The 13,146-nt window shown below is 60.3% G+C and carries 13 protein-coding genes, 1 other RNA gene and 1 pseudogene; 11 read left to right on the forward strand and 4 right to left on the reverse strand.

Translation table 11 applies throughout. The features are described 5' to 3' along the window. Positions 1-46: 46 nt before the first annotated feature. Both M9827_RS16515 and M9827_RS16520 read left to right on the forward strand, forming a co-directional pair. Entirely contained in the window at positions 47-664 is a 618-nt protein-coding gene (locus M9827_RS16515) for a glutathione S-transferase N-terminal domain-containing protein (protein WP_007917025.1), read from the forward strand. Positions 665-680: 16 nt separating this feature from the next. Continuing rightward, a complete protein-coding gene (locus M9827_RS16520; protein WP_250606227.1) occupies positions 681-1,094 on the forward strand; it encodes a ClpXP protease specificity-enhancing factor in 414 nt (137 codons plus the stop codon). A gap of 51 nt (positions 1,095-1,145) precedes the next feature. Here the strand turns inward: M9827_RS16520 and M9827_RS16525 are convergent, their stop codons facing one another. The 4 genes from M9827_RS16525 to M9827_RS16540 all read right to left on the reverse strand — a co-directional run bounded on the left by M9827_RS16525 (position 1,146) and on the right by M9827_RS16540 (position 4,592). Beyond that, complete coding sequence (locus M9827_RS16525; RefSeq protein ID WP_166221262.1) at positions 1,146-1,724, reverse strand: BON domain-containing protein; 579 nt, start codon at positions 1,722-1,724, stop codon at positions 1,146-1,148. Beyond that, positions 1,721-2,314, reverse strand: coding sequence for a phosphoheptose isomerase (locus M9827_RS16530; RefSeq protein ID WP_007917022.1), 594 nt, complete (start codon positions 2,312-2,314; stop codon positions 1,721-1,723). Before M9827_RS16530 ends, M9827_RS16525 begins: the two co-directional genes overlap by 4 nt. Positions 2,315-2,418: 104 nt before the next feature. Then, positions 2,419-2,781, reverse strand: a complete 363-nt coding sequence (locus M9827_RS16535) for a YraN family protein (RefSeq protein ID WP_250606228.1) — start codon at positions 2,779-2,781, stop codon at positions 2,419-2,421. After that, entirely contained in the window at positions 2,781-4,592 is a 1,812-nt protein-coding gene (locus tag M9827_RS16540) for a penicillin-binding protein activator (protein ID WP_250606229.1), read from the reverse strand. The genes M9827_RS16535 and M9827_RS16540 overlap by 1 nt, the downstream gene beginning before the upstream one ends. Positions 4,593-4,769: 177 nt before the next feature. Between M9827_RS16540 and rsmI the strand changes: the two genes are divergently transcribed. From rsmI to M9827_RS16585, 9 genes and pseudogenes are all read left to right on the forward strand, one after another. Then, a complete protein-coding gene (gene rsmI, locus M9827_RS16545) occupies positions 4,770-5,675 on the forward strand; it encodes a 16S rRNA (cytidine(1402)-2'-O)-methyltransferase (protein WP_250606230.1) in 906 nt (301 codons plus the stop codon). Positions 5,676-5,748: 73 nt separating this feature from the next. Continuing rightward, an RNA gene (gene rnpB, locus M9827_RS16550) (RNase P RNA component class A) lies at positions 5,749-6,102 on the forward strand. A gap of 402 nt (positions 6,103-6,504) precedes the next feature. Next, complete coding sequence (gene mraZ / locus M9827_RS16555) at positions 6,505-6,960, forward strand: division/cell wall cluster transcriptional repressor MraZ (RefSeq protein ID WP_007917012.1); 456 nt, start codon at positions 6,505-6,507, stop codon at positions 6,958-6,960. Beyond that, positions 6,957-7,904 carry a 16S rRNA (cytosine(1402)-N(4))-methyltransferase RsmH gene (gene rsmH / locus M9827_RS16560; RefSeq protein ID WP_418951622.1) on the forward strand — a complete coding sequence of 316 codons (948 nt, stop codon included), beginning with the start codon at positions 6,957-6,959 and terminating at the stop codon, positions 7,902-7,904. Before mraZ ends, rsmH begins: the two co-directional genes overlap by 4 nt. Then, a complete protein-coding gene (gene ftsL, locus M9827_RS16565) occupies positions 7,901-8,194 on the forward strand; it encodes a cell division protein FtsL (protein WP_250606231.1) in 294 nt (97 codons plus the stop codon). Before rsmH ends, ftsL begins: the two co-directional genes overlap by 4 nt. Beyond that, a complete protein-coding gene (locus M9827_RS16570) occupies positions 8,194-9,933 on the forward strand; it encodes a peptidoglycan D,D-transpeptidase FtsI family protein (RefSeq protein WP_250606392.1) in 1,740 nt (579 codons plus the stop codon). The genes ftsL and M9827_RS16570 overlap by 1 nt, the downstream gene beginning before the upstream one ends. Beyond that, positions 9,933-11,396 (forward strand): UDP-N-acetylmuramoyl-L-alanyl-D-glutamate--2,6-diaminopimelate ligase, encoded by a 1,464-nt coding sequence (locus tag M9827_RS16575; RefSeq protein WP_250606232.1) that lies wholly within the window; start codon positions 9,933-9,935, stop codon positions 11,394-11,396. The genes M9827_RS16570 and M9827_RS16575 overlap by 1 nt, the downstream gene beginning before the upstream one ends. Next, the gene (locus M9827_RS16580; RefSeq protein WP_250606233.1) at positions 11,389-12,756 is read left to right on the forward strand and encodes a UDP-N-acetylmuramoyl-tripeptide--D-alanyl-D-alanine ligase; all 1,368 of its coding nucleotides are present in this window, start codon (positions 11,389-11,391) and stop codon (positions 12,754-12,756) included. Before M9827_RS16575 ends, M9827_RS16580 begins: the two co-directional genes overlap by 8 nt. Next, positions 12,756-13,146 (forward strand): annotated as a pseudogene (locus M9827_RS16585) (phospho-N-acetylmuramoyl-pentapeptide-transferase); the annotation flags it as partial. The gene M9827_RS16580 and the pseudogene M9827_RS16585, both read left to right, overlap by 1 nt.

Below are 13,146 nucleotides of genomic sequence, written 5' to 3' on the forward strand. Positions count from 1 at the left end.
CGCGTTTTTCCGGTTCCGATAATTTCAACAAGCGAGGAGGATCGCCATGGGCGTGACCAATCGGTTGGCCTGTTACTCCGACCCCGCCGACCACTATTCCCACCGAGTGCGCATTGTGCTTGCAGAGAAGGGTGTCAGCGCCGAGATCATTTATGTGGAAGCTGGTCGCCAGCCGCCTAAACTGATTGAAGTAAACCCTTACGGCAGTCTGCCGACGCTGGTCGATCGTGACCTGGCGTTGTGGGAGTCGACCGTGGTGATGGAATATCTGGATGAGCGTTACCCGCACCCGCCATTGATGCCGGTTTATCCGGTGGCGCGTGCCAACAGTCGTCTGCTGATTCACCGTATTCAGCGCGACTGGTGTGGTCTGGTGGATCTGATTCTGGATCCCAAGTCCAAGGAGGCCGCGCGTGTCGTGGCGCGCAAGGAACTGCGTGAAAGCCTGACGGGCGTGTCGCCGTTATTTGCTGACAAGCCGTTTTTCCTCAGTGAGGAACAAAGTCTGGTGGATTGCTGCCTATTGCCAATACTCTGGCGTTTGCCGATTCTGGGTATTGAACTGCCGCGGCCAGCCAAGCCGCTGCTTGATTATATGGAGCGCTCGTTTGCGCGTGAGGCTTTCCAGGCGAGTCTGTCTGGTGTCGAACGCGATATGCGCTAAGGCTTAAGGAGCCGCTATGAACTCCAGTCGACCTTATCTGGTCCGCGCGCTCTACGAGTGGATTGTTGATAACGATTGCACCCCGCACATGCTGGTCAATTCCGAGTACCCGGCGGTGCAGGTGCCGCAGGGTTTTGCCAGTGACGGGCAGATTGTCCTGAATATCTCGCCAAGTGCCGTGCGTCATCTGCACATGGACAACGACGTGGTGACCTTCGAAGGTCGCTTCGGTGGCGTCCCGCACAGCCTGTATGTGCCGATCAGCGCGATCCTGGGGATCTATGCCCGGGAGAACGGTCAGGGCATGGTGTTCGATCTCGAGTCGCCGATGGATGGCGAAGAAGAGATCGAGTCGGATGACGACTTGCCGCCACCGGACAGCGAGCCGCCGCGCCCTAGCGGCCGGCCAAGCCTGAAAGTGGTGAAATAATAAAAAAGGCGATCCGGATGGATCGCCTTTTTTGTGTGCGCGTTTCAGCTATCAATCGATGTATTCGAACAGCTTCACGATCTTCTGCACGCCGGAAACGCCCTGCACCAGATTGGTCGCCTGAGTGGCTTCCTGTTTGGTCAGCAGGCCCAGCAGGTAGACGATACCGTTTTCGGTTACGACCTTGATGCGCGAGCCAGGAATGCTGGCATCAGTCAGCATCTGCGTCTTGATCTTGGTGGTCAGCCACGCATCGTTCTGACGAGCCAGCAGGGACGACGGTTGCAGCACTTGCAGCTCGTTGTGCACCTTCTTCACGCGCTGCACGTTGGCGGCAGCCTGTTCGGCCTTGGCCTTGAGGTCTTCGCGCGGGGTCTGGCCGGCGAGCAGTACGACACCGTTAAAGCTGGTGACGACGATGTGTGAATCGTTGTCCAGAGCCGGATCGGCCTTGGCCACGTTCACACCCACTTTGGTTTCGATCAGCGAGTCGTCGATCTTGCTGCCGAAGGTGCGGGTGCCACGATCATCTTCGATCGGCGCTTCACGGCTGGCGTTCACCACCGAGGTGCAGCCGCTGATGCCGAGGCACAGGGTCAAGGCCAGAAGGCCAAGGCGATTAGGGGTCATTCTTCACTCCCGAACAGTTGGCTGTCGATCAGATCGCAAAGGCAATGGATCGCCAGCAAGTGGACTTCTTGAATACGTGCAGTGACATTGGCCGGTACGCGAATCTCGACGTCCTCGGGCAACAGCAGCGACGCCATGCCGCCGCCATCGCGTCCGGTCATAGCTACGACAATCATTTCGCGATCATGTGCGGCCTGGATCGCTTGAATAATGTTCGCCGAGTTGCCGCTGGTCGAAATCGCCAGCAGGACATCGCCTGGCTGACCGAGCGCACGGATCTGTTTGGAGAACACTTCGTTGTAGCTGTAGTCGTTGGCGATCGAGGTGATCGTCGAGGTGTCGGTGGTCAGGGCGATGGCCGGCAGGCTCGGACGCTCGCGCTCGAAGCGGTTGAGCAACTCCGAAGAGAAGTGCTGGGCGTCACCGGCCGAGCCGCCGTTGCCGCACGAAAGCATTTTGCCCTCGTTGAGCAGGGCGTTGACCATGATCTGGCTGGCTTGCTCGATGTGCGGTGCAAGTACGTCCATCGCCTGTTGCTTGGTGTCGATACTGGCCTGGAAAAGCTGGCGAATTCGGGATTGCATGTCCATCTGTGTGACCTTAAGTAGCGCGGCTGTCCGGCACATGAATGTGCAGCCCGCAAAGCAAAGAGCAAAATTTGTCGGTGGAATTGTCCGGGTCGCAACGCCGACGATCAACTGTCGAACGCATTCTGCAACCAGTTCAGCTGATCCGGATGGCTGTCGATGGCCACCACGTCGAAGCGGCAGGGGGAATTGGCCCAGCGCGACTCGCGCTGAAGAAAATACTGCGCAGCGAAAATCAGTTTCTGCTGCTTGCGCGCATCAATGCTAGCGAGCGCGCCACCCCATTGAGTGTTTTTTCTGTAGCGAACTTCAACGAATACTACTGTATCGCCATCAAGCATGACCAGATCAAGCTCGCCGCGTTTGCATAACCAGTTCTGCGCCAGCAGGCGCAGACCTTGTTGTTGCAGATGCTCGAGCGCCTGGCGCTCGGCATCCTTGCCGCTTTGCGAGCGTGACCTGTCGGGCATTAGCGCGGGGTGTCCGGCAGGCGCTGAACCTGGCCGCTGACGAACTGCGCCCAAGGCAACTGACGCACAACGCGCTGGGTCTGGGTCATGCCGAGGCTGCCCGACTCGCCGTCGATGCGGCTGTCCGGCAGCGCTTTGAGTTGACCCAAGCGCGGTGCCAGACGATACGCGTCAACACCCATGGCGTACAGGCGACCGAGACTGCCGGAGGCCTGCGGCCACTGCGCTACCACTTGTTGACGCAGTGGATCGCTGGTGTCCAGCAGCCACGGGGTTTCGCAGAAGCGAATGCCGTTCATGTCGTTGTACTGGTTGACGTCGCCACTGGCGCTGTAAACGTGCGACGTCGCGTACACCGGAACGTCACCAGCGTACTGGAAGTTCAGGGTTGGCTTGATCTGCTGAGCCTGTTGCGGGGTCGCGGCCAAGAAGATGAATTCGATGTCCTGACGACGCGAGGGCTGCGCCGCTACGTTGGTGCCGGCGGCATTTTGCAGGCTCTTGGCGCGGGCTTCGCTTTGACGCAGCTGGAACATGTCGGCGATCTGCTGGGCCAGTTGTACTGGCTGATCAACACGCTCGGTGGCGACGATGCTGCCACCGTTGGCCTGCCAGTCCTGGCTGAAAGCACGCAGTACACGGTCGCCCCATTCGCCTTTGGGTACCATGATGGCGGCGCGGTGCAGGCCATCGGCACGGGCACGACGCGAGACTTCGCGAGCTTCGTCTTCAGCGGCCAGGCCGAATTGGAACAGTTGCGCCGGGCCTTGATCGCCTTCGCTGTAGTTCAGCGCGAGGGTGGTGATCGGCAGTTGCGGGCGGGTGCTCAGTTGTTTGACCAGTGGTTTTTCCAGCGGGCCGACGACCAGTTGCACGCCGTCAGCCTGAGCCTTGCGGTAGAACTCGTCCATCGAAGTCAGCTTGGAACTGTCGTAGAACTCGATCGCTGGCGGCTTTTGCCCGGCCTGTTGAGCTTGGTAGTGCGCAGCCATGAAGCCTTCACGCAGGGCCTTGCCAACAGCGGCCAGTGGGCCGTCCTGCGGCAGCAGCAGGGCGATCTTGCTCAGTGGCTGGCTGGCCAGTTCCTTGAGTTTGGTCAACGGCAGCGGCAGGTTGATTGCGGCCGGGTGTTTTGGATTCTGCGCGCGCCAGGTGTCGATCGCGGCTTGCTGCTGTTCCAGCGTGCCAGCGGATTTTACCGCCAGTGCCAGGCCCATCCAGCCGCCAAGATCGTCGGTGCTGTTCGGCTGCAGTTGATCAGTTGGCAGCGAGCCGATCAGGGTCCAGATCGCTTCGTGGTTTTTGCTCGCAGCTTCGCCTTGCAGCATCGGCGCGATGAATACGCGCTCACGGGCAGCGGCCAGTGTCTGGCCGTCGGCCTCAAGGGCGCGGGCGTGGACGGTGCCGGTGCGCACTTGCTGCTCTTCTGGCATCTCGCTCAAGTGTTGCAAGCTTGGATGGCTCAGCGCCGTCAGCGCAGCTTTCGGCTGATTGCGGGTCATGGCCAGCTCAGCATTCAGCGTGCTGGCAAAAATCTGCTGGCCGGGCTTGAGTTGCTCCATCGGCACTTGTTGCAGGATTTGCGCGGACTGTCCGGCATTGCCCTGGCGATAAGCCAGGTCAGCGGCGCTCAGGCGCAACAGAGCGGCTTTTTCCGGGGTTTTCGCCTGGCCAGCCTGTTCGAGCAGTTGCTCGATGCTGGCATCCGGGGTCCGTGGAAGTTCGCCAAGGCTGGAGGAGGGGGAGCTGGCGCAAGCCGCCAACAGGGCAGCGAGGCAGAGGGCAGTGAACAGCCGCAGGCAAGCGATCATGTAAGTGTTCCTGATACTCGATCAAATTAGCGTCGAATTGTACCCAAGCACTGGCCGGGGCGCGATGTTACTGGTGTGAATCGGGCAATTTAGCTGGAGTAAATGTTGCGGCGGCGCACAACTGCGCACAAAAGCTGGCGCGGCTTGAGCGCATCGCAAGCCTCGTGACGCGCTACAATGGCCGCTTTTACCGATCACGAGGTGTGCGCTTTGACTGCTCCAGGTTCCCTGAATTCCGCTGCTGGCTCGCTTTATGTGGTGGCGACGCCCATCGGCAACCTGGACGACATCAGCGCCCGGGCCCTGAAGATCCTCCGTGAAGTGGCCTTGATTGCTGCCGAAGACACTCGTCACTCGGCGCGTCTGATGCAGCACTTCGGCATCGGCACGCCGCTGGCCGCGTGTCATGAACACAATGAAAGAGATGAAGGTAGCCGCTTTATCACCCGCTTGCTGGCCGGTGACAACGTCGCACTGATTTCCGATGCGGGAACACCGCTGATTTCCGATCCGGGGTATCACCTGGTGCGTCAGGCCCGTGCGGCGGGGATCAGCGTGGTGCCGGTGCCAGGTGCCTGTGCGCTTATCGCCGCGCTGTCGGCGGCCGGTCTGCCGTCCGACCGGTTCATCTTCGAAGGTTTTCTGCCGGCCAAATCGGTCGGGCGCAAGGCGCGCCTGGAGGCGGTTAAAGATGAGCCGCGAACGTTGATTTTCTATGAAGCGCCGCACCGCATCCTTGAATGTCTGCAGGATATGGAAGCCGTGTTTGGTGGTGAGCGTCAGGCATTGCTCGCCCGCGAAATCACCAAAACCTTTGAAACCCTCAAGGGGCTACCGCTGGCCGAGCTGCGCGCCTTCGTTGAATCCGACAGCAATCAGCAACGCGGCGAATGCGTTGTGCTGGTGGCTGGCTGGACCGCGCCGGAGTCCGAGGACGCCGTCAGCAGCGAAGCCATGCGTATCCTTGATCTGTTGCTCGAAGAGATGCCGCTCAAGCGTGCCGCCGCGTTGGCCGCGCAAATCACCGGCGAGCGCAAAAACGTGCTGTATCAGGTCGCGCTGGAGAAACAGAAAGGCGTGTAAGCCGTCGCCCATAGCGGTCTTGAGGCTTTTAGCGCTTGTTCTTCAGGCGCTCTGCCGTTAACCTTCGCGGCGGAGAGTCGATCGGACAGTCGCTGCCCTCTATGAAAATTAGGGGGGGGAGGAAAGTCCGGGCTCCATAGGGCGAAGTGCCAGGTAATGCCTGGGAGGCGTGAGCCTACGGAAAGTGCCACAGAAAATAACCGCCTAAGCGTTTCGGCGCCGGTAAGGGTGAAAAGGTGCGGTAAGAGCGCACCGCACGTCTGGCAACAGTTCGTGGCTAGGTAAACCCCACTTGGAGCAAGACCAAATAGGGTCCCAAGGCGTGGCCCGCGCTGGGACCGGGTAGGTTGCTAAAGATGTCCAGTGATGGCCATCGTAGACGAATGACTGTTCAAGACAGAACCCGGCTTACAGATCGACTCTCCACCTTTTTCTTTCCCTGCTTGAATCATTGGCAACAGGGCTGTGTAATATCAGCAGGCCTGCTCTGAAAGTCCGGCAGCGGCAAACGCAGTAATAGCCATTTCCCACCTTGCTTCAATCAACAGCAGAAGCGCTTTTGTAATACCGAAAAAATCTTACTCTTAACAAATTACTTTAACTTTCGAGCGCAGCTATCAGTGCTGCTTCAAGTTATGGGTCGAAAGTCTGCGCCAGATTGTCGTTACGCCTCCTTTTATGCTCCTAAATCTCCGTTCTGTAAGGGTTTTCCTTTAATCCGCGCCTTGACGGTGTGGTGGGCGCATTCCTATAGTGTGCGCAAGTGGCGGAAAGTGGCATGAAGTGGGTTTTTTGAGCTCAAAACGATAAAAATTGGAGAAACGCAGACGTGTTTCGCGGAGCTAACGCTATCAGTCTCGATGCAAAGGGCCGTCTCGCCATGCCGAGCCGGTACCGTGACGAGCTCGATTCGCGCAGTTCCGGCCAATTGATCGTGACCATTGATGCCGTTGATCCGTGCCTGTGTGTCTATCCGCTCGACGAGTGGGAAATTATTGAAACCAAGTTGCGCGCGCTCCCTTCGCTTCGTGAAGAGAACCGTCGCCTGCAACGTTTGCTGATTGGTAATGCCGTCGACCTCGAACTCGATGGCAGTGGTCGTTTTCTGGTTCCACCGCGTCTGCGCGAATACGCCAAGTTGGATAAGCGCGCGATGCTGGTAGGCCAACTGAACAAGTTCCAATTGTGGGACGAGGATGCATGGAACGCGGTATCTGCCGCTGACCTTGCTGCTATTCAACAACCGGGCGCGATGCCTGATGAACTGCGTGATTTGATCCTGTGACTATTGATAGCGGCTTTAACCACATCACCGTACTGCTTGACGAAGCCGTCGAGGCTCTCGCCGTACGTCCTGATGGCTGCTATCTGGATGGTACGTTCGGGCGCGGCGGCCATAGCCGGTTGATCCTCAGCCAGCTCGGCACGGATGGTCGGCTCATCGGATTCGACAAAGACCCACAAGCGATTGCCACCGGGCAAACGCTAGCGGCCGAAGACGGCCGCTTTGTCGTTGTGCAGCGCAGCTTTGCCGAGCTCGGTTCGGTGGTTGCCGAGCAAGGCCTGGCCGGCAAGGTCAGCGGCATTCTGCTCGATCTGGGCGTGTCTTCGCCGCAGCTCGACGACGCTGAGCGCGGTTTCAGTTTCCTCAACGACGGTCCGCTGGACATGCGCATGGACCCGTCCCGTGGCATCAGCGCTGCCGAATTCGTCAACACCGCGCCGGCTGAGGAAATCGCCCGGGTGTTCAAGGAATACGGTGAAGAACGCTTCTCCGGTCGTATGGCCCGCGCGGTCGTCGAGCGTCGCGATATCAAGCCTTTCGAACGCACTGCCGATCTGGCCGAAGTGTTGAAAGTCGCCAACCCGGCATGGGAAAAGGGCAAGAACCCGGCTACCCGTGCATTCCAGGGTTTGCGTATTCACGTCAACAACGAACTGGGTGATCTGGAAGCCGGCCTCGAAGCCGCGCTGGATGCTCTGGAAGTCGGCGGCCGTCTGGTGGTGATCAGCTTCCACTCGCTGGAAGACCGTATCGTCAAACTGTTCATGCGCAAGCTGGTAAAAGGCGAAGCCGACAACCTGCCGCGCAACCTGCCGGTGCGCCACGTGGCGTTCGAACCGAAAATCAAAATCCATGGCAAAGCGCAGACGGCCTCCGACGCCGAACTCAAAGCCAACCCACGCTCCCGTAGCGCCGTCATGCGCGTCGCGGAGAAGTTGCGGTGAGCAAGCTTTTCGCCAAGCCACTGCCCGGCGGCAGCTTTCTGATGCTGCTGCTGTTTATCGGCGTGCTCGTGTCGGCCATTGCCGTGTCGTACAGCGCGCACTGGAACCGGCAACTGCTCAACACTCTTTATAGCGAACTCAGCGTGCGCGACAAGGCGCAGGCCGAGTGGGGCCGTCTGATTCTTGAGCAAAGCACCTGGACTGCGCACAGCCGCATCGAAGTGCTGGCCACCGAACAACTGAAAATGCACATTCCCGGCGCGGCTGACGTGAAGATGGTGGCGCCATGATGAAACTCGAAGGCGCACTGTTCCCGTGGCGCTTCCGCCTGATGGTGGCGCTGCTCGGCATGATGGTCGCAGCAATCTGCTGGCGCATCATCGACCTGCAAGTGGTTGACCGTGACTTCCTCAAAGGTCAGGGCGACGCGCGCAGCCTGCGTCACATTCCGATTCCGGCTCACCGTGGTCTGATCACCGACCGTAACGGCGAGCCGTTGGCCGTGAGTACCCCGGTGACCACGCTGTGGGCCAACGCCAAGGAAATGCAGACGGCCAAAGAGAAATGGCCGGCACTCGCCGCCGCGCTGGGGCAGGATCCGAAAGCCCTGAGCGAACGCCTCGAAGCCCAGGCCAACAAAGAATTCATTTATCTGGTGCGCGGGTTGACCCCCGAGCAAGGCCAGGCTGTGCTCGACCTGAAAGTCCCGGGCGTGTACGGCATCGAAGAATTCCGCCGCTTCTACCCGGCCGGTGAAGTCACTGCGCACATGGTCGGCTTTACCGACATCGATGACCACGGTCGTGAAGGTGTCGAGCTGGCTTATGACGAATGGCTGGCCGGAGTGCCGGGCAAACGACAGGTCATCAAGGATCGGCGCGGACGCCTGATCAAGGATGTCCAGGTCACCAAAAACGCCAAGGCCGGCAAGCCCTTGGCGTTGTCCATTGACCTGCGTCTGCAATATCTGGCCAACCGCGAGCTGCGCAACGCGATCATCGAGAACGGCGCCAAGGCCGGCAGCCTGGTGATCATGGACGTGAAGACTGGCGAGATTCTCGCCATGGTCAACCAGCCGACCTACAACCCGAACAACCGTCGCAACCTGCAACCGGCGATGATGCGTAACCGCGCAATGATCGACGTGTTCGAACCGGGTTCGACCATGAAAGCCATCTCGATGAGCGCCGCGATCGAAACCGGCCGCTGGAAACCGAGTGACACCGTCGAGGTGTATCCGGGCTCCCTGCAGATCGGCAAATACACGATCAAGGACGTTTCCAAGACCGAAGGTCCGGTGCTCGACCTGACCGGCATTCTGATCAATTCCAGTAACGTCGGCATGAGTAAGGTCGCCTTCGATATCGGCGGCGAAACGATTTTCCGCCTCGCGCAGAAGGTCGGTCTGGGCCAGGACACCGGCCTCGGCTTCCCGGGCGAACGTGTCGGCAACCTGCCGAACTACCGCGAGTGGCGCAAGGCTGAAACCGCAACCTTGTCCTACGGCTACGGTATTTCCGTGACTGCGATTCAACTGGTGCACGCGTTCTCGGCCTTGGCCAACAACGGTCGTCTGGCGCCACTGACCCTGATCAAAACCGACAAGATGCCGCAGACCACGCAAGTGCTGCCGGAAGCCGTGGCAAAAACCATGCAAGGCATGCTGCAGCAAGTGATCGAAGCGCCGCGCGGCGTGTTCCGAGCGCAGGTGCCGGCGTATCACGTGGCGGGCAAGTCGGGTACTGCGCGTAAGACCTCGGTGGGTACCAAGGGCTACGCGGAAAACTCTTATCGCTCGCTGTTCGCCGGTTTCGGCCCGATGAGCGATCCGCGTTACGCGATTGTTGTGGTGATCGATGAGCCGTCCAAGGCCGGTTACTTCGGTGGTCTGGTCTCCGCGCCGGTGTTCAGCCGCGTGATGTCCGGCACCCTGCGCCTGATGAACGTGACCCCGGACAACCTGCCGAACACTCAGCAGGCCAACGCGACTCCCGTCATTCCGCTGAAAGCCAATGGAGGGCGCGGCTGATGTCATTAAGTCTGAACAAGATATTCCCCCACGCCGGCCACGATCTGTTGATCCGTGAACTGGCGCTGGACAGCCGCAACGTACGCGCGGGCGATTTGTTCCTTGCCGTGCCGGGCGGCAAATTCGATGGCCGTGCGCACATTGCCGATGCTCTGGCGCGCGGCGCTGCCGCGGTGGCCTATGAAGTGGAAGGCGCCACCGTGCTGCCGATCACTGATGTGCCGCTGATCCCGGTCAAAGGCCTGGCTGCGCAGCTGTCGGACATCGCCGGGCGTTTTTACGGTGAGCCGAGCCATCACCTGAACCTGATTGGCGTGACCGGCACCAACGGCAAGACCAGCGTGACTCAATTGGTCGCGCAGGCGCTGGATCTGCTCGGCCAGCATTGCGGCATCGTCGGGACCCTGGGTTCGGGCTTCTATGGCGCACTGGAAAGCGGTCTGCACACCACACCGAATCCGATCGCCGTGCAAGCGACCCTGGGCGACCTGAAAAAGGCCGGCGCCAAAGCCGTGGCCATGGAAGTCTCGTCTCACGGCCTGGATCAGGGGCGCGTTACGGCGCTGGCGTTCGACGTCGCGGTGATGACCAACCTGTCCCGCGATCACCTGGATTATCACGGCACCATGGAAGCGTACGCCGAGGCCAAGGCCAAGCTGTTCGCCTGGAATGACCTGAAGTGCCGCGTGGTCAACCTCGACGACGATTTCGGCCGGCGACTGGCCGCTGAAAAACGTGAATCGCGCCTGATCACCTACAGCCTGCTCGACAGCAGCGCCTATCTTTATTGCCGCGAAGCGCAGTTCGACGACCACGGCGTGCGCGCCACACTGGTCACGCCGCAGGGCGAACATCATCTGCGCAGCACGCTGCTCGGTCGCTTCAACCTGAGCAACGTATTGGCGGCAGTGGGCGCCTTGCTCGGTCTGGATTACGCGCTCGACGAAATTCTCAAAGTGCTGCCGAAACTCGAAGGCCCGGCCGGTCGCATGCAGCGTCTGGGTGGTGGCACGCAGCCGTTGGTGGTGGTCGATTACGCCCACACCCCGGATGCCCTGGAAAAAGTACTGACCGCGTTGCGCCCGCACGTCAAAGGTCAGTTGCTATGCCTGTTCGGCTGCGGCGGCGACCGTGATCGCGGCAAGCGTCCGTTGATGGCTGAAGTGGTCGAGCGTCTGGCCGATCAGGTGCTGGTCACCGACGATAACCCGCGCACTGAAGACCCGGCGGTGATTTTCGATGACATTCGCGCCGGTTTCACGGCTGTGGATAAAGTCACTTTCGTCGCTGGCCGTGGTCAGGCGATTGCACAACTGATTGCCGGCGCGTCCGCCGATGACGTGATTGTCCTGGCCGGTAAAGGTCATGAGGACTATCAGGAAATCAACGGCGAGCGTCATGCCTTCTCTGACCTGGTCGAGGCCGATCACGCCCTGACCGCCTGGGAGGTGGCCCATGCTTAAAGCCTTGAAACTCAGCGAGCTGACCAACGCGCTTGATGCGCGTTTGATCGCGGCTGATGCCAGTTTCGACGGCGTCAGCATCGACAGCCGTGCGATCCAGCCTGGCCAACTGTTTATCGCCTTGACCGGTCCGCGTTTCGACGGTCATGACTACTTGAACGACGTCGCCGCCAAAGGCGCGGTGGCTGCGCTGGTCGAGCGCGAAGTCGCCGACAGCACCTTGCCGCAACTGCTGGTCAAGGACTCCCGTCAGGCCCTCGGCCAATTGGGTGCCTTGAACCGTGCCGCGTTCACTCAGCCGGTCGCGGCCATCACGGGCTCCAGCGGCAAGACCACGGTCAAGGAAATGCTTGCGAGCATCCTGCGCACCCGCGGTCCGGTGCTGGCCACCCGTGGCAATCTGAACAACGACCTCGGCGCGCCGCTGACCCTGCTCGAACTGGCCCCGGAGCACACTTCGGCGGTGATCGAGCTGGGTGCCTCGCGCCTCGGCGAAATCGCTTACACCGTAGGCCTGACCAAGCCGCACGTGGCGATCCTGAACAACGCCGGCACCGCTCACGTCGGTGAGTTCGGCGGCCCGGAAAAAATCGTCGACGCCAAGGGTGAAATCATCGACGGGCTGGCGGCTGATGGCATCGCCGTGCTCAACCTTGATGACAAAGCCTTCGGTATCTGGAAGACCCGTGCGGGTGCTCGCAAGGTGCTGACCTTCGCCCTGAGCAATACGCAGGCGGATTTCTACGCCAGCGACCTGACGACTGACGCCCGTGGTTGCCCGGCCTTCAATCTGCACACACCTGAAGGTGTCGAACGCGTTCAACTGAACCTGCTCGGCACCCACAACGTCGCCAATGCCATGGCCGCCGCCGCTGCCGCTCACGCCTTGGGCGTGTCGCTGTTCGGCATCGCCACCGGGCTTGGCGCCGTGCAACCGGTCAAGGGTCGCACCGTCGCGCAACTGGCGAAAAACGGTATGCGCGTGATCGATGACACTTACAACGCAAACCCCACCTCGATGTGCGCGGCCGTTGATATACTCGCCGGCTTTTCCGGCCGCACCGTCCTGGTGCTCGGAGATATCGGCGAGTTGGGCGATTGGGCGGAGCAGGGGCACCGCGACGTGGGCGAGTACGCCCGGGGCAAGGTTTCCGCGCTTTATGCCGTTGGGCCAAACATGGTTCACGCCGTAAACGCTTTCGGTGAACAGGCGCATCACTTCGGCACGCAAGCCGAACTGATTCAGGCCCTCGACGCCGAGCAGGACACAAACACCACCATTTTGATCAAGGGTTCGCGCAGTGCAGCGATGGAAAACATCGTTGCGGCTCTGTGCGGGTCCAGTCTGGAGAAACATTAATGCTGCTGCTGCTAGCGGAGTATCTGCAACAGTTCTACAAAGGCTTCGCGGTCTTTCAGTACCTGACCCTGCGCGGGATTCTCGGTGTACTGACCGCGCTGGTTTTGTCGCTGTGCTATGGCCCGTGGATGATCCGCACCCTGCAGAACCGTCAGATCGGCCAGTCCGTGCGTAACGATGGTCCGCAATCGCACCTGTCCAAATCCGGTACGCCGACCATGGGTGGCGCACTGATTCTGTCTTCGATTGGCGTCAGCACGTTGCTCTGGGCCGACCTGAGCAACCGTTACGTCTGGGTGGTGCTGCTGGTGACCCTGCTGTTCGGCGCCATCGGCTGGGTCGACGATTACCGCAAAGTCATCGAGAAGAACTCCCGTGGCTTGCCAAGCC

Source organism: Pseudomonas sp. AKS31 (assembly GCF_023634765.1).
Taxonomy (GTDB): Bacteria; Pseudomonadota; Gammaproteobacteria; order Pseudomonadales; family Pseudomonadaceae; genus Aquipseudomonas.

Bases quoted from the DNA above. Each gene is read 5' to 3' on its own strand.
- M9827_RS16515 (WP_007917025.1), top strand. From the start codon at position 47: ATGGGCGTGACCAATCGGTTGGCCTGTTACTCCGACCCCGCCGACCAC.
- M9827_RS16520 (WP_250606227.1), top strand. From the start codon at position 681: ATGAACTCCAGTCGACCTTATCTGGTCCGCGCGCTCTACGAGTGGATT.
- M9827_RS16525 (WP_166221262.1), bottom strand. From the start codon at position 1,724: ATGACCCCTAATCGCCTTGGCCTTCTGGCCTTGACCCTGTGCCTCGGC.
- M9827_RS16530 (WP_007917022.1), bottom strand. From the start codon at position 2,314: ATGGACATGCAATCCCGAATTCGCCAGCTTTTCCAGGCCAGTATCGAC.
- M9827_RS16535 (WP_250606228.1), bottom strand. From the start codon at position 2,781: ATGCCCGACAGGTCACGCTCGCAAAGCGGCAAGGATGCCGAGCGCCAG.
- M9827_RS16540 (WP_250606229.1), bottom strand. From the start codon at position 4,592: ATGATCGCTTGCCTGCGGCTGTTCACTGCCCTCTGCCTCGCTGCCCTG.
- rsmI (WP_250606230.1), top strand. From the start codon at position 4,770: ATGGCCGCTTTTACCGATCACGAGGTGTGCGCTTTGACTGCTCCAGGT.
- M9827_RS16570 (WP_250606392.1), top strand. From the start codon at position 8,194: ATGAAACTCGAAGGCGCACTGTTCCCGTGGCGCTTCCGCCTGATGGTG.
- M9827_RS16575 (WP_250606232.1), top strand. From the start codon at position 9,933: ATGTCATTAAGTCTGAACAAGATATTCCCCCACGCCGGCCACGATCTG.
- M9827_RS16580 (WP_250606233.1), top strand. From the start codon at position 11,389: ATGCTTAAAGCCTTGAAACTCAGCGAGCTGACCAACGCGCTTGATGCG.